Below are 23,640 nucleotides of genomic sequence, written 5' to 3' on the forward strand. Positions count from 1 at the left end.
CCCCGGCCTGCTCAGGGCGCGTCGAACGCGCCGTGCCGCCCGGCCCCCGCGGCGAACCGGGCGGCACCCTCCGCGCTCTGGGCCAGGACCCCCGCACCGTGGCGGAGCTCGCCGAGCATCGCCGTCCGCTCGTCCAGGCCCTCCTGGTCCAGGACCGAGGCGCGGTCGCTGCGCAGGCAGGCCTGCGGGAAGCGGGCGACGGCCGCCGCGAGGGCCTCCGCCTCGGCGCGGGCGCGTCCGGCCGGGACCAGGCGGTTCACGAGCCCGATCTCGTACGCCTCACGGGCCGGGACCGGGCGGCCGGTGAGGATCAGGTCCAGGGCGCGGCCGGTGCCGATCAGCCGGGGCAGCCGTACCGTGCCGCCGTCGATCAGGGGCACGCCCCAGCGGCGGCAGAACACCCCGAACATGGCGTCCTCCTCCGCGACCCTGAGGTCGCACCACAGGGCGAGTTCGAGGCCGCCCGCGACCGCGTGCCCGGACACCGCCGCGATCACCGGCTTGGACAGCCGCATCCGCGTCGGCCCCATCGGCCCGTCACCGTCTTCGGCCACCCGGTTGGCGCGCCCGGTGCCGATCGCCTTCAGGTCCGCGCCCGCGCAGAAGGTGCCGCCCTCGCCCCACAGCACCGCCGCCCGGGCGGTGTCGTCCGCCTCGAACGCCCGGAACGCGGCGGCGAGTTCGGCGGCCGTGGGACCGTCGACGGCATTGCGGGCCTCCGGCCGGGACAGGACGACCGTGGTGACGTACTCCTGCCGTTCGATCCGCACCGGCATGCGGCGACCTCTTTCATCGGCCCCGGTGCCCGGGGCGGGACGGTGATCCGTCCGTAGCCTGTCAGGCGGTCAGGCGGGCCGCCACCGAGCGCATGGCGCGGAGCAGGACGGGGCGGGTCTCCTCGGGGGCGTCGAGGGTCTCGAAGCCGTGGTGGCCGTTCGGGAGGCCGACCGGTTCCAGGTGTGCCCCGCAGGCCCCGGCCGCGGTCACGAACGCCTCCACGGTGGCGGCGATCTCGGGTGTCTCCCGTCCCGCACGGAGGAGGACGACGGGCAGGGCGCCCGCCTGCGCGATCGCCCGGCTCGAGTGGAACCGGCTGCCGTCCGGCCCCAGTTGGGCAGCGGCGCAGAGATCGTGTAGGAGGCGGCCAGGCAGCGCAGCCGGGCCGGGGGCTTTGTCAGCCAGTCCGCGACGAGCAGGCCGCCACCGGAGAGGAACCACAGGGCGACCCGGTCGGCGTCCACGCGGGGCTCGGCCCGCACCAGCTCCACCGCGGCGGCGACGTCCGCGGCGGCGCGCTCGTAGTCGGCAGCGGGAGCGCCGTGCCGGCCGGCAGCTGGGTGCCGGGCCGCAGCGCGTCCGGGAAGGCGAGCAGCAGCGCGGCCGGCAGGCCGAGCCGGCCCGCGCGCTCAGCCGGCGGGTACGGGGCGAGCGCGGCCCGCGAACGGGCCAGGGGCACCCCGCACACGATCATGACACGCAGGTCGACGGCGCCGGCGCCGAGCCCGCTCGGCAGCAGGTGGTCGGCCGCGGCCGCCGCGAGCAGCCGGGGCCAGGAGGCGGTCCGCAGGTGCCCGAAGCCCTCGGCTAGCACCGGGCGGCGCCCTGCCGCGGTCACGGCGACGAGCACGAGCGGCACCAGGCACAGCGCCCGGCGGACGGGGACGCGCCGGGGGAGGCGGCCCGGGGTGTGCGGGACGGCAGTCATATCGGCACAGGCTTTCCGAGCCGCCGGATCAGCGATGAAAAACCCGGGAGCTTGACCTCAACGAACCTTGAGGTTCTAGGTTCTTTCCCATGAGCATGGAGACCACCGCCTGGACGCAGTTGCACAGCGTCATGAACGCGCAGTCCGACCGGCGCCCGTTCGCCCGCGCCACGCTGCGCCGCATCGCCGCCTTCGCCGGCCCGCACCGCGCCGGCATCGTCCGGTTCGTGCTGCTCGGGGTGGTGACGGCCCTGCTCGCCGTGGCGACGCCGGTGCTCGCCGGCCGCGTCGTCGACGCGATCGTGGCGGGGCACGACTCCGGCACGGTGATCCGGCTGGCCCTGCTCATCGCGCTTGTGGCGCTCGCGGAGGCGGGGCTCGGCATCCTCGGCCGCCGGCTGTCGGCGACGCTCGGGGAGGGACTCATCCTCGACCTCCGGACGGCTGTGTTCGATCATGTGCAGCGCATGCCCGTCGCGTTCTTCACACGTACGCGTACGGGCGCGCTCGTCAGCCGTCTCAACAACGACGTGATCGGCGCCCAGCGGGCCTTCGCCAACACCCTCTCCGGCGTCGTCAGCAACCTCGTCACCCTGCTGCTCACGCTCGCCGTCATGCTCACCCTGTCCTGGCAGATCACCCTGGTGGCGCTGGTGCTGCTGCCCGTGTTCGTGCTGCCCGCCCGCCGCATGGGCCGCCGGATGGCCCGTATGCAGCGGGAGGCGGCGGCGCTGAACGCGGCCATGGGCACCCGGATGACCGAACGGTTCTCCGCGCCCGGCGCCACCCTGGTCAAGCTGTTCGGGCGCCCGGAGGAGGAGTCGGCGGAGTTCGCCGCGCGGGCCGCCCAGGTCCGGGACATCGGCGTGCGCACGGCCACGGCCCAGTCGGTGTTCATCACCTCCCTGACCCTGGTCTCCGCCCTCGCCCTGGCCCTCGTCTACGGCCTCGGCGGCTGGTTCGCGCTGCACGGCACCCTGGAGCCCGGCGCGGTGGTCTCCCTCGCCCTGCTGCTGACCCGGCTGTACGCCCCGCTGACCGCGCTCGCCGGGGCCCGGGTGGAGGTGATGAGCGCGCTCGTCAGCTTCGAGCGGGTCTTCGAGGTGCTCGACCTGGAGCCGCTCATCGCGGAGAAGCCCGACGCCCGCGCGGTCCCCGAGGGACCGGTCGCCGTCGAGTTCGAGGACGTCCGCTTCGCGTACCCGTCCGCCGACCAGGTCTCCCTCGCCTCCCTGGAGGAGGTCGCCGCGCTCGACACCCGCGGCGGCGCCGAGGTGCTGCACGGCATCTCCTTCCGCGCCGAACCCGGCCAGACCGTCGCCCTGGTCGGCTCCTCCGGCGCCGGCAAGTCGACCATCGCCCAGCTCCTGCCACGCCTGTACGACGTCGACGCGGGCGCGGTCCGCATCGGCGGGGCCGACGTACGGGAGCTGACCGCCGCGTCCCTGCGGGCCACCCTCGGCATGGTCACCCAGGACGGCCACCTCTTCCACGACACCGTCCGCGCCAACCTGCTGCTGGCCCGCCCGGACGCGGGGGACGACGAGCTGTGGGACGCCCTCGGCCGCGCCCGCCTCGCCGACGTCGTACGGTCCCTGCCCGACGGGCTGGACACGGTCGTCGGCGAGCGCGGCTACCGGCTCTCCGGCGGCGAGCGCCAGCGCATGACCATCGCCCGGCTGCTGCTGGCCCGCCAGCGCGTGGTCATCCTGGACGAGGCCACCGCCCATCTCGACAACACCTCCGAGGCGGCCGTCCAGGAGGCGCTCACCGAGGCCCTGGAGGGCCGCACCGCCGTGGTCATCGCCCACCGCCTGTCCACGGTCCGGGCCGCCGACCAGATCCTGGTCGTGGAGGCCGGCCGCATCGTGGAACGCGGCACGCACGAGGAGCTCCTGGCGGCGGACGGCCGCTACGCCGAGCTGTACCGCACGCAGTTCGCGGGGCGCGGCGAGCCGGGGGAGCCGACGGAGGCGGCGGCGCCGGGTGCGGTCGAGCCGGGGGCCGTGGAGCCGGGGGCCGTGGAGGCGGGGGCGCCGACGGCGGGGTGACGCCCGCCCACCGGTATGGTCCGGCGCTCCGGGCTCGGGCGGGGTTTCCGGTGCACCTCTTGACTCCGGTGGTCCGTACCTTTAGTTTCACGCCTTAAACAAAGCCCCGCAGGTCCCAACGGTCGACTGTCCCCCCGCTGTTGGGCCTGCGGCCTGCCCCCCACGAAAGGCCACCCGCGCACATGGCCAGACCCCTTCCCGCGGCCGGGTCCCTCGCCGCACTGTCCCTCGCCGCCGCCCTGCTCACGGCGGCACCCGCCCCGGCGGCCGCCGCCGGGGCCGCCGCCCTGCCCACCGGCTTCGCCACGGTGATGAACGCCGCGAGCGGCAGGTGCCTGGACGCCAGGGCGGCCGGCACCGCCGACGGCACCGTCGTGCAGCAGTACGCCTGCAACGGCACCACGGCCCAGCAGTGGAGCCTCACCGACGCCGGCGGCGGCTACGTCCGCATCGCGACCCGCAACGACACCAGCCGGGTGGCCGACGTCGCCGACGTGTCCACGGCCGACAACGCGGCGGTGCACCTGTGGGCTTACGGCGGCGGCGCCAACCAGCAGTGGCTGCCCGTGGACGACGGCGGCGGCGCCTTCCACTTCGTCAACCGGAACAGCGGCAAGTGCCTGGACGACCCCGGCGCCTCGCTCGCCGACAGCGTGCAGTACGTGCAGTACACCTGCAACGGCACCGCCGCCCAGCGCTTCCAGGTGGTCCCCGTGACCCAGTCGGCGGGCAATCCGGACCTCGGCCCGGGCGTCGTCGTCTTCGACCCGTCGATGTCCTCCTCGGCCATCCAGGGCAAGCTGGACACGATCTTCAAGCAGCAGGAGACAAACCAGTTCGGCGCCCAGCGCTACGCCGTCCTGTTCAAGCCCGGCGCCTACGACGCCGACGTCAACGTCGGCTTCTACACCCAGGTGCTCGGCCTCGGCCTGACCCCGGACGCGGTGACGGTCAACGGGGCGGTGCACGCCGAGGCCGACTGGTTCCAGGGCAACGCCACCCAGAACTTCTGGCGCGGCGCCGAGAACCTCTCCGTCAACCCCACCGGCGGCGGTGACCGCTGGGCCGTCTCCCAGGCGGCGCCCTACCGCCGGATGCACCTGCGCGGCAACCTCGCCCTGGACGACGGCGGCTGGTCCTCCGGCGGCTACCTCGCCGACAGCAAGGTCGACGGGCAGGTGAACTCCGGCAGCCAGCAGCAGTGGCTGACCCGCAACTCCCAGCTCGGCAGCTGGACCGGGTCCAACTGGAACATGGTGTTCGTCGGCAGCCAGGGCGTCCCGGCCACCAGCTTCCCGAAACCGCCGTACACCACCGTCGCGCAGAGCCCCGTCATCCGGGAGAAGCCGTTCCTGTACGTCGACGGCTCCGGGAACTACCAGGTGTTCGTGCCGTCCGTGCGCACCGACTCCACCGCGACCAGCTGGGCGGGCGGCACCCCGGCCGGATCCTCGCTGCCGCTCAGCCGGTTCTACGTGGTCAAGCCCGGCGCCACCGCCGCCCAGATCAACGCGGCCCTGGCGGCCGGCCAGAACCTGCTGGTGACCCCGGGTGTCTACCACCTCGACCAGACCCTGAAGGTGACCCGCCCGGACACGGTCGTCCTCGGCCTGGGCCTCGCCACCTTCGTCCCGGACAACGGCGTCACCGCGCTGTCCGTCGCCGACGTCGACGGAGTGAAGATCGCGGGCCTGCTCTTCGACGCCGGCACCACCAGCTCGAAGACCCTGGTCGAGGTCGGGCCGGCCGGCTCCACCGCCTCCCACACGGCCGACCCGACCTCCCTGCACGACGTCTACTTCCGCATCGGCGGCGCCGGCGTCGGCAAGGCGGCCACCGGCCTCGTCGTCAACAGCAGGAACGTCATCGGCGACCACATGTGGATCTGGCGCGCCGATCACGGCAGCGGCGTCGGCTGGACCAGCAACACCGCCGACACCGGCCTGGTCGTCAACGGCGACGACGTGACCATGTACGGGCTGTTCGTGGAGCACTTCCAGAAGTACCAGACCGTCTGGAACGGCCAAGGCGGCCGGACCTACTTCTTCCAGAACGAGATGCCGTACGACCCGCCGAACCAGGCCGCCTGGATGAACGGCTCCACCCAGGGCTACGCCGCCTACAAGGTCGCCGACTCCGTCACCAGCCACCAGGCGTACGGCCTCGGCAGCTACTGCTACTTCAACGTCGACCCGCGCGTGACGGCGGCCCGCGCCATCGAGGCACCGGACCACCCGAACGTCCGCTTCACCAGCATGGTCACCGTCTCCCTCGGCGGCACCGGCACCATCGGCCACGTCGTCAACGGCACCGGAGGACCCTCGAACGCGACATCCAACGTCGCGGACCTCGTCCGCTACCCGTGATCGGACCCGTGATCGGAAAGGTGGCCCTCGGGACGTGTGAGCCCGGCCGGACGTGGATACGCGGTCTGCACGGCTGCACCGTCCGTCCGGAAGGTCACCCCTGCCATGACCAGCTCACCCCGGCCCGGCCACCACTGCGAGGTCACCCTCCGGGTCAACGGCAAACCCCACACCCTGCGCGTCGACAACCGGCGCGTCCTGCTCGACCTGCTGCGTGAGGACCTCGACCTCACCGGGTCCAAGAAGGGCTGCGACCACGGCCAGTGCGGTGCCTGCACCGTGCTGGTCGACGGCCGCCGCCTCAACAGCTGCCTGCTGCTCGCCGTGACCCTCGACGGCAGCGAGATCACCACCGTCGAGGGCCTCGGCGGCGACGGCGACGAGCCGCACCCGCTCCAGCGGGCCTTCCTGGACCGCGACGCCTTCCAGTGCGGCTACTGCACCCCCGGCCAGCTCTGCTCCGCCGTGGGCATGCTCGCCGAGGCCGCAGCCGGCCACCCCTCCCACGTCACCGACCCGCGGACCCCCGCGGGCCCGCCCGTACCGCTGGACCGGACCGAGATCCGCGAGCGGATGAGCGGCAACCTGTGCCGCTGCGGCGCCTACCCGCGCATCGTCGAGGCGATCGAGGACGTGATCTGAGTGGACGGTTTCGGATACCTCAGGCCCGGCAGCGTCCAGGAGGCCGTCGAGGCGTACGCCGCCCGCCCCGGAGCCCGCTACCTCGCCGGCGGCACCAACCTCGTCGACCTGCTGAAACTCGGCGTGGAACGGCCCACCGTCCTCATCGACATCGGCCGGCTGCCCCTGGACGGCACCGAGGAGCTGCCCGACGGCTCCCTGCGCGTCGGAGCCACCGTCCGCAACAGCGACCTGGCCGCCGACCCGCGCGTCCGCGCACGCTGGCCCGCGCTGTCCCAGGCACTCCTCGCGGGCGCCTCCGCACAGCTGCGCAACGCCGCCACCACCGGCGGCAACCTGCTCCAGCGCACCCGCTGCCCCTACTTCCAGGACCTGGACAAGCCCTGCAACAAACGGGAGCCGGGCAGCGGCTGCGGCGCCCGGGACGGCGTCCACCGCGACCACGCCGTCCTCGGGCACTCCGCGCAGTGCATCGCCACGAACCCCTCCGACATGGCCGTCGCCCTCGCCGCCCTGGACGCCCAGGTCGAGCTGTACGGCCCCGAGGGCCCCCGGCGCCTCCCGGCGGCCGACTTCCACCGGCTGCCCGGCGAGCACCCCGAGCGGGACACCTGGATCCGCCCCGGGGAACTGATCACCGGCGTCGTGCTCCCCGCCGCCACCGCCGGTGTGCCGTCCGCCTACCGCAAGGCCCGGGACCGGGCGTCGTACGCCTTCGCCCTCGCCTCCGTGGCCGTGGCACTGCGGGTCACGGACGGCGTCGTCGACCAGGCGGGCATCGCCTTCGGCGGCCTCGCCCACCGGCCCTGGCGGGCCCGGCACACCGAGCTGGCCCTGCTCGGCGCCCCCGCCACCCCCGCCGCCTTCGAAGGCGCCGTGGCCCTCGAACTCGCGCACGCCGAGCCGCTGCGGGACAACGCCTACAAGGTGTCCCTCGCCCGCAACCTCGCCCTGGACGTCCTGAACCGTCTCGCCCCGGCCCCCGCCCCGGCCTGAGCCGCCCCCCAGCAGGAGGAACCCCATGACCGGCACCGCCCTGGGCGCGCCCGCCGAGCGTCGCGAGGGACGCCAGAAGGTCACCGGCGCCGCCCGCTACGCCGCCGAGTACACCCTGCCCGGCCGCGCCCACGCCTGGCCGGTGCCCGCCGCGGTGGCCCGCGGCCGGGTCCGCGCCGTCGACACCTCGGCCGCCCTCGCCCTGCCCGGCGTCCTCGCCGTCCTCACCCCCGGCGACGCGCCGCGGCTCGCCGAGCCCGAGGACCGCACCCTCGCCGTGCTGCAGGGCCCGGACGTGCCGCACCGCGGCTGGTGCGTGGCCCTGGCCGTCGCCGAGACCCCGGAGGCCGCCCGCGCCGCCGCCCGGGCCGTCCGGGTCACCTACGACACCGCGTCCCACGACGCCGGGTTCACCGAGCACCACCGGGACGGCTACGCACCGCAGGAGGCGGGCGGCCAGCCCGGCCGCGTCGAGCACGGCGACCCCCAGGCGGCCTACGCCGGGGCCGACGTCCGCGTCGACGTCACCTACCGGGTGCCGCCCCTGCACAACCACCCCATGGAGCCGCACGCCAGCACCGCCCACTGGGACGGCGACCGGCTCACCGTGTACACCTCCAGCCAGGGCGGCACGACGGTGCGGGCCACGCTCGCCCAGTTGTTCCGGCTGCCGGAGGAGCGGATCACCGTCGTCGCCGAGCACGTCGGCGGCGGCTTCGGCTCAAAGGGCACTCCGCGCCCGGACGTCGTCCTCGCCGCCATGGCCGCCCGGCACACCGGCCGGCCCGTCACCCTCGCCTACGCCCGCCGGCACCTGCCGGCCGTCGTCGGCCACCGCGCCCCCACGGTGCAGCGGCTGCGGCTCGGGGCCGGCCGGGACGGCCGGCTCACCGCCCTGCTGCACGAGACGACCAGCCCCACCTCCCGGGTGAAGGAGTACGTGGAGTACGCCGCGGTCGTCTCCCGCGTCATGTACGCCGTCCCGAACCTGCTCAGCTCCCACCGCGTGGTGCCGCTGGACATGCCCACACCGTCCTGGATGCGGGCCCCCGGCGAGGCACCCGGCATGTACGCCCTGGAGTCCGCCGTGGACGAACTCGCCGACGCGCTCGGCCTGGACCCGGTGGAGCTGCGCGCCCGCAACGAACCGGCCGAGGAGCCGGGCAGCGGCAAACCGTTCAGCAGCCGGCACGTCGTGGAGTGCCTGCGCGAGGGCGCCCGCCGCTTCGGCTGGGACGGACGGGACCCGCGCCCCGGCGTCCGCCGCGAGGGCCCCTTCCTGCTCGGCACCGGCGTGGCCGCCGCCACCTACCCCGTGCAGGTCGCCCCGTCCACCGCCACCGCCCGGGCGCTGCCCGACGGCGGCTTCGTCGTCCGGACCAACGCGGCGGACATCGGCACCGGGGCCCGTACCGTCCTCGCCCAGGTGGCCGCCGACGCCCTCGGCGTGCCCCTGGACCGGGTGCGCACCGAGATCGGCCACAGCGACCTGCCCCCGGCCCCGCTGGCCGGCGGCTCCATGGGCACCGCCTCCTGGGGCTGGGCCGTCCACGATGCCTGCGCCGAACTGGCGTCCCGGCTGGCCGCGCACACCGGACCGCTGCCCGACGAGGGCATCGAGACCCGCGCGGACACCACCGGGAAGGCCGACGCCGACAGCCCCTGGGCGCGGCACGCGTTCGGCGCGCACTTCGCCGAGGTCGCCGTCGACACCGTCACCGGCGAGACCCGGGTGCGCCGGCTGCTCGGCGTGTTCGCCGCCGGACGGATCCTCAACGCCCGCACCGCGCGCTCCCAGTTCACCGGCGCCATGATCATGGGCCTGGGCATGGCCCTCACCGAGAGCAGCACCCTGGACCCGGCGTTCGGCGACTTCCCCGAGTCCGACCTCGCCTCCTACCACGTGCCCGTGCACGCCGACGTCACCGGCATCGAGGCCGACTGGATCGACGAGGACGACCCCCACCTCAACCCCATGGGCAGCAAGGGCGTCGGCGAGATCGGCATCGTCGGCACCGCGGCCGCCGTCGGCAACGCCGTCCACCACGCCACCGGCATCCGCTTCCGCGAACTCCCCCTCACCCCCGACCGGATCCTCGCCGGCCTGCTGTCCGAAGGCTGACGGTGGACGGCCCCACCTGGGAGTACGAGGGCTACCGGCCCGCGGAGGAACGGCTGCGGGAGTCGCTGTGCACCCTGGGGAACGGCTACTTCGCCACGCGCGGGGCGCTGCCCGAGTGCACCGCGGACGACGTCCACTACCCCGGCACCTACGCGGCCGGCTGCTACAACCGGCTCACCTCGGAGATCGCCGGACGCCGGGTCGAGAACGAGGACATGGTCAACCTGCCCAACTGGCTGCCGCTGCGGTTCCGGCCGGCCGGCGGGGACTGGCTCAGCCCGGACACCACCCCCGTCGCCGAGCACCACCAGATGCTCGTCCTCGACCCCGGCCTGCTGGAACGCCGTACCCGCTACCCGCTCGGCGCCGGCGCGAGCCTGCTGGTCCGGCAGGAGCGCCTCGTCCACCTGGCCGACCCCCATCTCGCCGCGCTGCGCACCGAGTTCACCGCCGAGGGCGGCACCGTCGAACTGGACGTGGAGGCCGCGCTGGACGGGGGCGTCACCAACTCCGGGGTCGCCCGCTACCGCGAGCTGGACGGCCGGCACCTCAGCCATGTCACCGTCGGCACCGCCGTGCCCGGCACGGTCTGGCTGCGCTGCCGGACCCGCACCTCCGACACCGGCTTCGGGCTGGCCGCCCGGCTGACCGCCCGGGCGCCGGTCACCCACGCCAACGAGGTCCACCGGGCGGTCCAGCGGCTGCCGCTGCGGCTGCCGCCCGGCGCGAGTGCCACCGTCGACAAGACGGTCGCCCTGTACACCTCCCACGACCCGGCGATCGGCGACCCGCTGCGTGCGGCCGTGGACCGGGTCGATGCCGCGCCCGGCTTCGAGGAGCTGCGCGAGACGCATCGCTCGGCCTGGGAGCAGCTGTGGCGGCGCACCGCGCTCGACGTGCCCGGCGAGGCGGGCAGCATCCTGCGCCTGCACCTGTTCCACCTGCTGCAGACCCTCTCCCCGCACACCGCGGACCTGGACGTCGGCGTGCCCGCCCGCGGACTGCACGGCGAGGCCTACCGCGGTCATGTCTTCTGGGACGAACTCTTCGTCCTGCCCTACCTCGACCTCCACGTCCCCGAGGTCTCCCGCGCCCTGCTGCACTACCGGCACCGCCGCCTGGACGCGGCCTGCCGGGCGGCCCGCGACCTGGGCCGGTGCGGCGCCCTGTACCCGTGGCAGAGCGGCAGCGACGGCCGTGAGGAGACCCAGCAGGTGCACCTCAACCCGCGTTCGGGCCGCTGGCTGCCGGACCACTCCCGGCTCCAGCACCATGTCGGCTCGGCCGTGGCCTACAACGTCTGGCGGTACTGCGAGGCGACCGGCGACACCGAGTTCCGGCACGGCGAGGGCGCCGAGATGTTCCTCCAGATCGCCCGCTTCTGGGGGCGGTCGGCGCACTGGGACGACCACCTCGGCCGGTACCGCATCCGGGGCGTGGTCGGCCCCGACGAGTACCACGACGCCTACCCCGGCGCGGACCGGCCCGGCCTGGACGACAACGCGTACACCAACGTCACGGCCGCCTGGGTGCTCACCCACGCCCTGGAGCTGCTGGACGGCCTGCCCGAGCCGCGCCGCCGTGAACTCACCGAGCACATCGGGCTGTCCGCGGACGAGCCCGCCCGCTGGACCGAGGTCTCCCGCGGGCTGCACGTCCCCTATCACGACGGGGTGATCAGCCAGTTCGACGGCTACGGCGACCTCGCCGAGCTGGACTGGGACGGCTACCGCGGGCGGTACCGGGACATCCGGCGCCTGGACCGGATCCTGGAGGCGGAGGGCGACACCGTCAACCGCTACAAGGCGTCCAAGCAGGCCGACGTGCTGATGCTCGGCTACCTCTTCTCGCCGCTCGAACTGCGCTCCCTGTTCCAGCAGTTGGGCCACCACCTCGATGAGCACGGCTGGCTCGCCACCGTGGACCACTACCTGCACCGCACCAGCCACGGCTCGACCCTGAGCGGCCTGGTCCACGGCTGGATCCTGGCCCGGGCCCGCCGCGCCGACGCCTGGAGCTTCGTCCAGGAGGCGCTGCGCGGCGACATCGCCGACCTGCAAGGGGGCACCACCGGCGAGGGCATCCACCTGGGCGCGATGGCCGGCACCCTCGACCTCGTGCAGCGCGGGCTGACCGGCCTGGAGACCCGCGGCGACGGCCTGCGCCTCGACCCCGTCCCGCTGCCCGAGCTGTCCTCCTACGGCTTCGCCGTCCGCTACCACGGCCACTGGGGCGTGCGGCTGCGGCTGCGCAGCGGCCTGCTGGAGATCGCCGTACCCGAGTCCGACCAGCCGCCCATCGACATCCGCCTGGGCGACCGGGTGATCCCGGTCGGGCCGGGGGAGACGGCCCGGCTGGTGCTGCCCGACTGAGGCCGTCAGCCCTCGGCGACCGGGCACCGGTGCACCGGCGGCAGCTCTGGCAGCGGTCCCGGCGCGGTTCTTCAGCTACCGGTCAGAGGCGGTCCGTCCGGGGTGCTGTGCCGGGCAAAGGCCCACAGCGCGAGCCCGAGGCAGCTGAACGCGGAACCCAGTGCGCAAACGGCGCCCCAGCCGGCCGGCGTGTAGAGGCAGGTCGCGGCGATGGCGCCGGTGGCGCTGCCGATCGAGTAGAAGACCATGTATCCGCCGATCAGTCGGCTGCCCGCGTCCGGGTGCAGCGCGTAGACGTGATCCGAGCCGGAGACCCGGCGCCCCGCACCATCGGGCGGCCCCGCAGGGGAGGAAGGCCGGCCACGCCTTCGAGCATGGCCGTGTCGCGGGCGCTGTGGGCGGGCATGCCCGGAAGCAGGCAGGCGGCGCGACCGTCCTGCGGCGGCCGGAGCAGGAAGCGGACCGGATCGACCTCCGGCGGGTGGGGCGAGTGGTGAGCCCCGGGCCGAGCTGCTTCTCGTCGAGCCGGTTCGGGAAGCCGATCGCGGTACGGATGTCCTTGTGATCGCCGGCGTGCCGGGCGAGGCTGTCGTGTCCGACGTCCGGCTGCCGGTACGCCACCCCGTCCCCGGCGGCGCGCCCGGCCTCGGCGAGCGCCACGGCGGACCGGTCGACGGCGTCCACCGGATGCCCGGACGCGGCCGGGTGGCGGGCGAGTTCGCCGGTACCGCAGCCGACGTCCAGGCACCGCCCGGCCGCCGGCGCCGGGACGTGCGCGGCGAGCAGCCGGAGTCCGGCGGAGTACGGCGGCCCGAACCGGCCCCTGCCCGCCCGGCACGTGTCCCGCCTCTCGGGGTTCGGCTCGGTCACGGTGCCTCCTCGTGCCGCTCGTGCGTGGACCGGAGGATCATGACCGGGTCACGGCACGGACACACCGCCGTCCGTGATCTCGACGCCGCCCGGCCGGCGGGACCACCATGGGGGAGCGGCCGAGGACGGAAGGAGCTGCCGGACATGGGGGTGACCGACGGGCCCTTGCGCGTCCTGGCCGTGGACGACGAGGAACCCGCGCTCGCGGAGCTGCTGTACCTGCTGGGGGAGGACCCCCGGGTCGGCACCGTCGTCCCCGCCCTCACGGCCGGCGAGGCGCTGCGCCGGCTGGGCGGGACAGGGGCGGACGCCTCGGGCGGCCCGGGCCCAGAGCCCGGCAAGGACGGTGCGGAGGGCTTCGACGTCGTCTTCCTCGACATCGACATGCCCGGCCTGAGCGGTCTCGAACTGGCCCGGATGCTGGGCGCGTTCCCCGCCCCGCCGCTGATCGTCTTCGTCACCGCGTACGAGGACTTCGCCGTGCGCGCCTTCGACCTCAAGGCCGTCGACTACCTGCTCAAGCCGCTGCGCAAGGAACGCTTCGCCGAGGCGGTACGGCGGGTCGCCGAGCTGGTCCGGGCCGGGCAGGGCCCCCGCCCGGCGGCCCCCGCGGCCCCCGGACCCGCGGCACGCCGCGGCGACCAGGTGCCCGTGGAACTGGGCGGCGTCACCCGGTTCGTGCCCCTCGCCGACATCGCCTACGTGGAGGCGCAGGGCGACTACGCGCGGCTGCACACCGGGCGGGGCAGCCATCTGGTGCGGATACCGCTGTCCACCCTGGAGGAGCAGTGGCGCTCGCACGGCTTCGTGCGGATCCACCGCAGCCGGCTCGTCGCCCTCGGCCGGATCGAGGAACTGCGGGTCGACGGGGGCAACCTGACGGTACGGATCGGCGACCGGGTGCTCGCCGTGAGCCGGCGCAACGCCCGGGAACTGCGGGACCTGCTGGCCGGCCGCGCGGCGGGCCGGGTGCGCTGAACCCGCCGGGAGGGTACGGCCACCGGACCGGCGGGTGCCTTCGGCCATGGTGGCCGAACTCCGACCCGCCGTCACCGGGTGAACGGCGCCTGCCCGCCGTGGCGTTGGTCACGTTCGCGAGGGCGCCGGAAGGGGCAGGGCTAGTTCCCGGGACGAGCGGGACGGCGAGCCGCCTTGCCGCGCGGGCAGGGATGGGACTTGTGTGGGGGAATGGTGAACCGGGTCCACGGCGGGGCGCGCTCGGGGTCAGTCGTCGAGGGACGTTAACGGCAGCGTCACAGCGATTCATGGTGCTTCACCGAATGAATACGTATCGTTGTGCGAAAGGACCGGCGAGTAGGTGGCGAGATCGAAATTGCTCGCCAGCCTTGTGACGTTCGTGCGCGACTGCGTTTCACCACACGTGTAGGCAACACGGACAACTGGGTCACAGGCCAGGGGGGTTGGTTGATGTCCTTCAGTACACCGGGTTGTGCCGGAGCACCGACGCACGAGCGGTGAGGTGCGCGCTCGTGCCAGAAGGCAGGTCACCACCGGCGGCCCGCAGCGGCCGGGCCACATGCGCGACGGGGGACGACGGGAGCAGCGTGTGCGCGATTCCGGAAGAAACGATCGACGGGTCAGAGCGACACCCCACGAGTTCAGAACGCCACCCGATTACACGTCAGAGGTTTGTAGTGCCCCCGCGATATTCAGTCATCAGCGAGCAAACTCTTCTGGAATCGTCTTCCGAGCCAGGACGTTCTGTCGCACAATCAGCACTCTTCTGGCTCGACGGACGACTCGGCGAAAGCATGGAGTTAGCCGCTGCCGCGTCGGAACCGGCCGGGAGGGACCTCCCCGTGCGCGAGGCGCCGCTGGAGGCGCGCATCTGGTACGCCACGCTGCTCACGCGTGTCCGCGGCCTCCGGCCGGCGGAACGCCTCCTCACCGGCGGGCAGCCCGGTGCGCAGTCCGGTGCGCGGTGCGTCGACCCCGGAGCGCAACGCCCCGAGGCACAGGCCGCGCTGCGGCTGTGCGAGGCGGAGATCCATCTCGCCGGGGGCAGACTGACCGAGGCGACGACAGCGGCCGAAGCCGGGCTCCGGCTCGCCGCCCAGGCCGGGAACCGCGGGCTCCCCCCACGAGGGCACGTGGTCATGGCCGTGTGCTCGGTGCGCGCCCTTGACCTGACGACCGGCCTGCTCTACGCCAACCGGCTGCGGGACGCGGCGCTGCTCGGACAGGAGAACCTGATGCCGGGACAGTGCGTCTGGGCCGCCGCCCAGGCCCTGGAGGCGCGCGACGGCATGGAGAGCGTGGCGCACCTGCTGAAGGGCATCCTCCACGACGAGGTGCTCACCCGCGACCTGCTGGTCTCCCAGCCGGCGGCGGCGCCCTGGCTGGTCCGGGCCGGCCAGCGCCTCGGCGACACCGAACTCGCCGAGCACACCGTGCGCACGATGGGCCGGCTCGCGCTGATGAACCGCAGTTTCCGCAGTGTGCAGGCTGCCGCCGAGCACGCCACGGGGCTGTTCGCCCGCGACGCGGACGCCCTGGAGGCCGCGTCGGAGCGGCACCTGGACCCCTGGGCGCGCGCCTCCGCCCTGGAGGACGCGAGCCGGGTGCGCTCCGTGCGCGTCGCGGAACGCGACCGGGCGGTGGACCTGCTGCGGCGCGCGGCCGACGCCTACCTGGGCGCCGGGGCGTCCCGGGACCTCGCGCGGGTGCAGAGCCGGCTGCGGGAACTGGACGACCACGGCGGCCGGCCGGCCCGCGGCCGGACGCGGGTCAGCCGACTCACCGACACCGAGTTCGCGGTGGCCGAACTGGTCAGCCAGGGGCTCACCAACGGCCGGGTGGGCAGCCAGCTCTACATCTCCCCGCACACGGTGGCCTTCCACCTGAAGAAGATATTCCGCAAGCTCGACGTGACCTCCCGGGTGGAACTGGCCCGCTCCTGGAACCGGATCCTGGTGGAGGAACGCGGCGACCACGTACGGGAGTCCGGGCCCGATTTCCTGGTCCGGCCCGCCGTGGCCGCCCGGCAGGCCGGGTAGCCGCCGGCCGGCGCGGGACCGTCAGCGCAGGTGACGGCTCCGCGCCACCCCCACCATCCCCGCCCTACCAACCTGAGGGATGCCGCCGCGGCGGTCCCCCCACGTAGCCTCCAGCAAGGGAAGCACCGTTCCGCACCGTGTCGTGCCGTACCGCCGGCGAGCGCCGGCCGGGCGGCACCGGGCGGGTCGCCGAGACAGCCGTACCGACTGGCCAGGAGTCATGCCATGACCCATCTTCTGCACATCGACGCGAGCATCCGCTCCGGCGAGTCCGTGACGCGGCAGCTCACCGCCGAGTTCGTCACCCAGTGGCGGCAGAACCACCCCGACGCCGGTTACACCTACCGCGACCTCGGTGCCGAACCGGTTCCGCACATCACGCACGAGATCCGGGAGTGGCTCTTCGACCCGACCGGCGACCTGCACGGCGTCTCCCCCGAGGAGCAGGCGCTCACCGAGGCGCTGCACGCCGAGGTCCGCGAGGCGACCACCATCGTGTTCGGCATCCCGATGTACAACTACACGATCCCGTCGTCCGTCAAGACCTGGATCGACCGCCTGGTCACCCCGGCGCACATGGTGCCCCCGGGTGCCGAGTCCGGCGCGCTGAGCGGCAAGAACGTCATCGTCGTCACCGCTCGCGGCGGCTCCTACGCCCCCGGTACCCCGCGTGAGGGCTGGGACTACCAGGAGCCCTACCTGCGGGCCGTGCTGGGCGCCATCGGCCTGGCCGACAACCTGAGGTTCGTGCACGCGGAGCTGACCTTCGCCGCGATCGTGCCCGCCATGGCGCAGCTGAAGCCGCTGGGCGAGAAGTCCCTCGCCGACGCCCGGGAAAGCCTGCGCAAGCTGGCCGTCTGACCTGTGGCACCACCATCGCGGGCGGGCGCACCCCGGGCACGGGTGCGGATTTCCGCGGACGGATACGTTCGCACATACTGTGGGGAAGGTGCTTCATGAGCGAGATGCTGTCCTACGAAGACGTCTGGTCACGCACCCATCACTTCGACCCGCCCGCGATCTTCGACAAGCTGCGGGAGGAACACCCGCTCACGCGGATGGCCTACCCGGACGGTCACATCGGCTGGTTCGCCACCAGCCACCGGATCGTCCGGGAGGTCCTGAGCGACCCCCGTTTCAGCCACAGCCTGGAGATCGGGCACTTCCCCGTCACCAAGTACGGCGCGCCCGTACCGCAGTTCCCGGCGATGCCCGGCATGTTCATCCACATGGACCCGCCGGACCACACCCGGTTCCGCCGGATGCTGGCGCGGGAGTTCACCGTGCGGCGGATCGCCGAACTCGCCCCGCACGTCGAGTCGGTGGCCGCCGGGCAGATCGAGGAGATGCGGGCGCAGGGCGCGTCCGCCGACCTGATCACCGCCTTCGCCAGGCCGCTCGTGCTGCGGGTCCTGTCCGACCTGGTCGGGCTGCCGTGGGAGGAGCGCGAGCGGTACGCCGACGCGCCCGCCATCACCCACGACCCGGACGGCGACGCCGAGGAGTCGATGGCGGTCTTCCAGCAGGTCGGCGTGCTCATCGGGGAGACCATCGCGCGCAAGCGCCAGGAGCCCGGTGACGACATCATCAGCCGGCTGCTGGCCGCGGGCGAGCTGACCGACGAGGAACTCGGCAACATCGTGGCCCTGTTGCTGTTCGCGGGCTACGAGACCACCGAGAGCGCTCTCAGTGTCGGCGTCATGGCGCTGCTGCACCACCCCGAGCAACTCGCCGCCCTGCGCGCCGACCTGTCCCGTGTCGACGCGGCGGTGGAGGAGATCCTCCGCTATGTCACCGTCAACCAGTACGAGATCTTCCGCACCGCGCTGGAGGACGTCGAATTGGACGGACAGCTGGTGAAGAAGGGGGAGACCGTCACGGTGTCCCTGCCGGCCGCCAACCGCGACCCGGCCAAGTACGGCTGCCCCGCCGACCTCGACCTCGGCCGGGACACCGCCGGACACCTGGCGTTCGGCCACGGCATCCACCAGTGCGTCGGCCAGAACCTGGCCCGCCTCGAACTCCGCACCGGCCTGCGCGCGTTGCTGCAGGCCTTCCCCGACCTGCGGGCGGCCACGCCGGCCGAGGACGTCCCGCTGCGCACCCGCGGGTCCGTCTTCGGCCTGAAGAGCCTCCCGGTCGCCTGGTGAGCCTCCGGGTGCCCTGACCGTACGTCCGCCCCTGCTCGACCAGGTCCGGCGGTACGGCGGGCCGCCGCCCGGGCCGGGCCAGCCCCCCTCCCCCCCCACCCCCGCCCGGCCTCCCCCCCGTCCTGCGGGGGGGGGTCGGCCGTACCCGCTGCCGCCCTGTGGAAGGAGTCCGAGGCGTGCGTTCCGACCTGGTCACACCGCTTGCGGTCACGCTGCACGAGCACGCTCTCCGCATCCCGGAGAAGGTCGCCTTCGCCGACGGCCGGCGCGCGGTCACCTACGCGGGGCTGGAGGTGCGCACGCGGCGGCTCGCCGGTCACCTCGTCCGCCTCGGGCTGCGCCGCGGCGACCGGGTGGCGCTCTGCCTCGGCAACTCCGTCGAGATGGTGGAGGGGTACCTGGCGGTCGTGCGGGCCGGCGGCGTCGGCGTGCCGGTGAACCCGCGGTCCGCGCCCGCCGAGCTGGAGTACCTCCTCGCCGACAGCGGGGCACGGTTCGTGCTCGCCGGGGCAGGCAGTGCAGTGACGTTTCTTCAGGTGGTGTCGGACACCGCCCCGGACACTACCGTCCTGATCGCAGGCGCCACCGACGTGCCGCCGGGCGCCCACGCCTACGACGAGCTCGCGGCCACCGACCCCGGCACGCCCGCTCCCGACGACCTCGGCCTGGACGAGGTGGCCTGGATGTTCTACACGTCCGGCACCACCGGCCGCCCCAAGGGCGTGCTGTCCACCCAGCGCAACTGCCTCTGGTCGGTCGCCGCCAGCTACGTCCCCGTCCCGGACCTGCGCCCGGACGACCGGGTGCTGTGGCCGCTGCCGCTCTTCCACAGCCTGTCCCACATCGCCTGCGTGCTGTCCGTGACCTCCGTCGGCGCCACCGCCCGCCTCACGGACGGCAGTTCCGCCGACGACGTCCTCGACCTGCTGCGCACCGAGCGGGCCACCTTCCTGGCCGGCGTGCCCACCACCTACCACCACCTCGTCGCCACCGCCCGCCGCACCGGCCTCAGCCTGCCCGACCTGCGCATCGGACTCGTCGGCGGCGCCGTCACCGGCTCCGAGCTGCGCCGCTCCTTCGAGGAGACCTTCGGCGTCCCGCTGGTCGACGCCTACGGCTCCACCGAGACCTGCGGCGCGATCACCATGAACCCGCCGGACGGCGCCCGCGTCGAAGGCTCCTGCGGACTGCCCGTGCCGGGCGTCGACGTCCGCATCGTCGACCCCGCGACCGGGCGCGACGTGCCCGCCGGGCAGGAGGGCGAGGTCTGGGTCAGCGGCCCCAACGTCATGGTCGGCTACCACAACAGCCCCGACGCGACCCGGGCCGCGCTGCGCGACGGCTGGTTCCGCACCGGTGACCTGGCCCGCCGCGACGAGGCCGGCTACTTCACCGTCTGCGGCCGGCTCAAGGACCTGATCATCCGCGGCGGCGAGAACATCCACCCCGACGAGGTCGAGGCGGTCCTGCGCACCGCGCCCGGGGTCGCCGACGCGGGCGTGGCCGGGGCCGCCCACGACACCCTGGGCGAGGTGCCGGTCGCCTGGCTGGTCCCCGGACCCGACGGCATCGACCTCGCCGCCGTCCTCGCCCACTGCCGCGCCCGGCTCTCGGCCTACAAGCTCCCCGAACGGATCCACGAGGCCGCCGCCGTCCCGCGCACCGCCTCCGGGAAGATCGTCCGCCGGCTGCTCGCCGCCCAGCCGTACTGGCCGCTCCACACGGCCGACGGCCACCACGACGCCCTGCTGACCCCCGCGTGGCTCCCGGCACCGGCCGGCGACGGCCCCGGCCCGGCCGGATGCGCCGTGGCCGGCGAGGACACCACCGGACTCACCGCCGCCCTGCGCGGCGCCGGGGTCCCCGCGGAACTCCACCCCGACCTGGCGTCCGCGGCCGGTACGGCCCCCGGCCTCACCGTCCTGCTGCCGCCGCCCGCCTCCGCCGACCCCCTCACCCAGGCCCGCCTCCTCACCGAGCACATGACCGGCGGGGGCACCCCCGGACCGCTGGTGGTCCTCACCCGGCACGCCACGCCCGCCGGCGACACCACGCCCGACCCCGTCGGCGCCGCGCTGTGGGCCGCCGTACGGTCGCTCCAGGCGGACGGACACCGGGAGCTGACCGTCGTCGACCTCGACGCCGACGGCCCGGACCCGCGGACCCTGCTCGCCGCCGTCACCTCCGGTGAACCGCAACTCGCGGTGCGCGGCGACCGGTTGCTGGTGCCCCGGCTGCTGCGCACCCCCGTGGACGGCCGGCCCCGCCCCGCCGCCGCCCGCACCGGCACCGTCGTCGTCACCGGCACGGACACGCCCGCCGGCGCCGCGCTCGCCCACCACCTCGCCGCTGTGCACGGGGCCGCCCGGCTGCTCCTCGTCCACGCGCCCGGCACGACCGACCGCACCGACCCCGACGCCTGGCCCGCCGGCACCCGCACCCGCGCCGTCGCCGCCGACGGGTCCGGCCTGGCCGCCGCCCTGGCGGAGGCCCACCCGGTCGGCGCCGTGGTGCACGCGGCCGACGACCCGGCACTGGCCCGCACCCTGGACGAACTCCTCGACGACAGCGCCGAGTTCATCACCGTCACCGACGGCTCCGCGACCCTGGGCGCACCCGGCGACCCGGACCGGGCGGTGCGCGGCGCCGTCACCGAGGCGGTCACCCACGCCCGCCGGCTGCGGGGCCCGGCCGCCGCCACCCTCACCTGGGCGCCCGACGGGGGCACCGGCCAACTCGCCGACCTGCTCGCCGCGTTCGACGTCCTCCTGGCCGGCCGGGCCCCGGCCCTCTTCGCCCCCCGCCCGGCCCTGCCCGACCCGTCCCGGCCGGTCCCCGCGCTCCTGCGCGCCCTGGCCGAACCACCGGCCCCGCAGGCCCGCCCCGACGCCACCGTCACCGCCGCCCTGCGCGCACGCCTCGCCGACCTGGACGAGCGAGCCCAACTGGCCCTGCTCGAGGGTCTCGTCAGCGCACAGGCGGCCACCGTCCTGCACGGCCCCGACGCGGCACCCCTCCCGGCCGACCGCGCCTTCCGCGACCTGGGCCTGACCTCCGTCGCCGTCGTCGCCCTGCGCGACCGGCTGACCGAGCACACCGGGCTGCGCCTGCCCACCACCGTGACCTTCGACCACCCGACCCCGCGGGAGCTGGCCGCCCACCTGCGCACCGCCGTCCTCGGCCCGACCGGCACCGCGACCACCCCCGAACAGCCGGCCGCGGACACCGACCCGCAGGAACCCATCGCCATCGTCGGCATGGCCTGCCGGCTCCCCGGCGGAGTCGACTCCCCGGACGACCTCTGGCAGTTGCTGACCGCCGGCCGGGACGCCGTCACGGACTTCCCGACCGACCGGGGCTGGGACCTCGACGGCCTGTTCGACCCCGACCCGGAGAAACCCGGCACCTCCTACGTCGGCCAGGGCGGATTCCTGCCGGACGCCGGCCGGTTCGACGCCGGCTTCTTCGGCATCGCGCCCCGCGAGGCGCTGGCCATGGACCCCCAGCAGCGACTGCTCCTCGAAACCTCCTGGGAGGCCCTGGAACGCGCGGGCATCGACCCGCACGCCCTGAAGGGCACGGACGTCGGCGTGTTCGCCGGAGTCATGGGCCAGGGCTACGGCTCCGGGGGCCGGCTCCCCGCGGAACTCGAAGGCTTCGTCACCACCGGCACCGCCTCCAGCGTGGCCTCCGGCCGGATCTCCTACGTCTTCGGCCTCGAAGGCCCCGCGGTGACCGTGGACACGGCCTGCTCCTCCTCCCTGGTCGCGCTCCACCTGGCCGCGCAGGCCCTGCGCCGTGGCGAGTGCTCCATGGCCCTGGCCGGCGGCGCCACCGTCATGGCGACCCCGGGCACCTTCGTGGAGTTCTCCCGGCAGCGGGCCCTGGCCGCCGACGGCCGCTGCAAGTCGTACGCCGACGCCGCCGACGGCACCGGCTGGGCCGAGGGCGCGGGCGTGCTCGTCCTGGAGCGGCTCTCGCAGGCCCGCCGCCACGGGCACCGCGTGCTGGCCGTGGTCCGGGGCAGCGCGGTCAACCAGGACGGCGCCTCCAACGGCCTCACCGCCCCGAGCGGCCCCTCCCAGCAGCGCGTCATCCGCAGGGCCCTGGCCGATGCCGGGCTGACCCCCGCCGACGTCGACGCCGTGGAGGGCCACGGCACCGGCACCACCCTCGGCGACCCCATCGAGGCGCAGGCCCTGCTGGCCGCCTACGGCCGCGACCGCGAACAACCGCTCTGGCTCGGCTCGCTGAAGTCCAACATCGGCCACACCCAGGCCGCCGCCGGAGTCGCCGGCGTCATCAAGATGGTCCAGGCCCTGCGGCACGGCCTCCTGCCCGCCACCCTGCACGTCGACGCGCCCTCCTCCCAGGTCGACTGGTCCGTGGGCGCCGTCGAACTCCTCACGGAGTCCCGGCAGTGGCCGGAGACCGGGCGCCCCCGCCGGGCCGGCGTGTCCTCGTTCGGCGTGAGCGGCACCAACGCGCACGTGATCCTGGAACAGATACCGGAGGAGCCGGTCACCACTCCGGAGGCCTACGACGGTGTGGTCCCGCTGGTGGTGTCGGCGGCGTCGCAGGGCTCGCTGTCCGCGCAGGCGGAGCGACTGGCGGCGTTCACCGGGGACACGGAGGTGTTGCCGGCCGGGATCGCGGGGGCGCTGGCCCGGCGGGCGGTGCTGTCGGAGCGGGCCGTGGTCGTCGCCGGTTCCCGTGAGGAGGCGGTGGCGGGGCTGGGCGCGCTGGGCAGGGGCGAGAACGGTCCTGCGGTGGTGGCCGGTTCGGCGGGGGCGCCTGGGCGGACGGTGTTGGTGTTCCCGGGTCAGGGTTCGCAGTGGCTGGGGATGGGGCGGGAGTTGTTGGAGTCCTCGCCGGTGTTCGCCGCCAGGATCGAAGAGTGTGCCCGGGCTCTGGAGCCGTGGACGGACTGGGACTTGACGGCTGTTCTGCGCGGCGAGGCGGACCTGCTGGGCCGGGTGGATGTGGTCCAGCCGGCGAGCTTCGCCGTGATGGTCGCCCTGGCCGCCGTATGGGCGTCCGTCGGGGTCGTACCGGATGCGGTGGTCGGGCATTCGCAGGGTGAGATCGCGGCTGCGTGTGAGCCAGGCGCCGTTGGTGCCGTTCTACTCCACGGTCACCGGCGGCTGGGTGCGCGAGGCCGGCGTCCTCGACGGCGCCTACTGGTACCGCAACCTGCGTAGTCAGGTCCGCTTCGGACCGGCCATCGCTGCTCTGCTCTCCGAGGGTCACTCGGTGTTCGTCGAGTCCAGCGCTCACCCGGTCCTGGTGCAGCCGGTCAGCGAGATCGTGGACGAGGCGGGGACGGAGGCGGTCGTCACCGGCTCCCTG

Annotated in this window: 12 protein-coding genes and 5 pseudogenes; 12 read left to right on the forward strand and 5 right to left on the reverse strand. The window is 74.5% G+C overall.

Going from position 1 to position 23,640, the window contains the following annotated elements:
* Positions 1–11 precede the first annotated feature (11 nt).
* The 3 genes and pseudogenes from IG05_RS0128910 to IG05_RS45805 form a co-directional block, all read right to left on the reverse strand.
* Positions 12–776: a crotonase/enoyl-CoA hydratase family protein gene (locus tag IG05_RS0128910; protein ID WP_030346966.1), complete on the reverse strand. Its 765-nt coding sequence runs from the start codon at positions 774–776 to the stop codon at positions 12–14.
* 61 nt (positions 777–837) lie between these two features.
* Positions 838–987, reverse strand: a complete 150-nt coding sequence (locus tag IG05_RS50680; protein WP_158839033.1) for a hypothetical protein — start codon at positions 985–987, stop codon at positions 838–840.
* Between the two features lie 319 nt (positions 988–1,306).
* Positions 1,307–1,705: pseudogene (locus tag IG05_RS45805) on the reverse strand (TIGR00374 family protein); the annotation flags it as partial.
* Between the two features lie 95 nt (positions 1,706–1,800).
* Here IG05_RS45805 and IG05_RS0128925 point away from each other — a divergent pair.
* The 6 genes from IG05_RS0128925 (at position 1,801) to IG05_RS0128950 (ending at position 12,254) form a co-directional block, all read left to right on the forward strand.
* Entirely contained in the window at positions 1,801–3,756 is a 1,956-nt protein-coding gene (locus IG05_RS0128925) for an ABC transporter ATP-binding protein (RefSeq protein WP_051790380.1), read from the forward strand.
* A 182-nt stretch (positions 3,757–3,938) separates the two neighbouring features.
* A complete protein-coding gene (locus tag IG05_RS0128930) occupies positions 3,939–6,122 on the forward strand; it encodes an RICIN domain-containing protein (RefSeq protein WP_030346969.1) in 2,184 nt (727 codons plus the stop codon).
* 105 nt (positions 6,123–6,227) lie between these two features.
* A complete protein-coding gene (locus IG05_RS0128935) occupies positions 6,228–6,764 on the forward strand; it encodes a 2Fe-2S iron-sulfur cluster-binding protein (protein WP_030346970.1) in 537 nt (178 codons plus the stop codon).
* On the forward strand, positions 6,765–7,760 hold the full coding sequence (locus tag IG05_RS0128940) for an FAD binding domain-containing protein (RefSeq protein ID WP_030346971.1): 996 nt from the start codon (positions 6,765–6,767) through the stop codon (positions 7,758–7,760). It begins immediately after the preceding gene.
* Positions 7,761–7,785: 25 nt separating this feature from the next.
* Positions 7,786–9,882 (forward strand): xanthine dehydrogenase family protein molybdopterin-binding subunit, encoded by a 2,097-nt coding sequence (locus tag IG05_RS0128945; protein WP_030346972.1) that lies wholly within the window; start codon positions 7,786–7,788, stop codon positions 9,880–9,882.
* Positions 9,883–9,884: 2 nt separating this feature from the next.
* Positions 9,885–12,254, forward strand: coding sequence for a glycoside hydrolase family 65 protein (locus IG05_RS0128950; protein WP_030346973.1), 2,370 nt, complete (start codon positions 9,885–9,887; stop codon positions 12,252–12,254).
* Between the two features lie 71 nt (positions 12,255–12,325).
* On the opposite strand, the pseudogene IG05_RS45810 reads toward IG05_RS0128950, so the two are convergent.
* Positions 12,326–12,550, reverse strand: a pseudogene (locus IG05_RS45810) (MFS transporter); the annotation flags it as partial.
* Positions 12,551–12,950: 400 nt separating this feature from the next.
* A pseudogene (locus IG05_RS45815) lies at positions 12,951–13,124 on the reverse strand (DNA mismatch repair protein MutT); the annotation flags it as partial.
* 144 nt (positions 13,125–13,268) lie between these two features.
* Here IG05_RS45815 and IG05_RS0128960 point away from each other — a divergent pair.
* From IG05_RS0128960 to IG05_RS50690, 6 genes and pseudogenes are all read left to right on the forward strand, one after another.
* Positions 13,269–14,102, forward strand: a complete 834-nt coding sequence (locus IG05_RS0128960; RefSeq protein ID WP_030346974.1) for a LytR/AlgR family response regulator transcription factor — start codon at positions 13,269–13,271, stop codon at positions 14,100–14,102.
* An 842-nt stretch (positions 14,103–14,944) separates the two neighbouring features.
* Positions 14,945–16,141, forward strand: a complete 1,197-nt coding sequence (locus IG05_RS0128965; RefSeq protein WP_051790371.1) for a helix-turn-helix transcriptional regulator — start codon at positions 14,945–14,947, stop codon at positions 16,139–16,141.
* Positions 16,142–16,366: 225 nt separating this feature from the next.
* A complete protein-coding gene (locus IG05_RS0128970) occupies positions 16,367–17,002 on the forward strand; it encodes an FMN-dependent NADH-azoreductase (protein ID WP_030346976.1) in 636 nt (211 codons plus the stop codon).
* A 95-nt stretch (positions 17,003–17,097) separates the two neighbouring features.
* Positions 17,098–18,291, forward strand: a complete 1,194-nt coding sequence (locus tag IG05_RS0128975) for a cytochrome P450 (protein ID WP_030346977.1) — start codon at positions 17,098–17,100, stop codon at positions 18,289–18,291.
* A gap of 176 nt (positions 18,292–18,467) precedes the next feature.
* Positions 18,468–19,955 (forward strand): annotated as a pseudogene (locus tag IG05_RS50685) (class I adenylate-forming enzyme family protein); the annotation flags it as partial.
* Positions 19,956–21,137: 1,182 nt separating this feature from the next.
* A pseudogene (locus IG05_RS50690) lies at positions 21,138–23,640 on the forward strand (type I polyketide synthase); the annotation flags it as partial.

The organism is Streptomyces sp. NRRL S-1022 (genome assembly GCF_000720135.1).
Classification (GTDB): domain Bacteria; phylum Actinomycetota; class Actinomycetes; order Streptomycetales; family Streptomycetaceae; genus Streptomyces.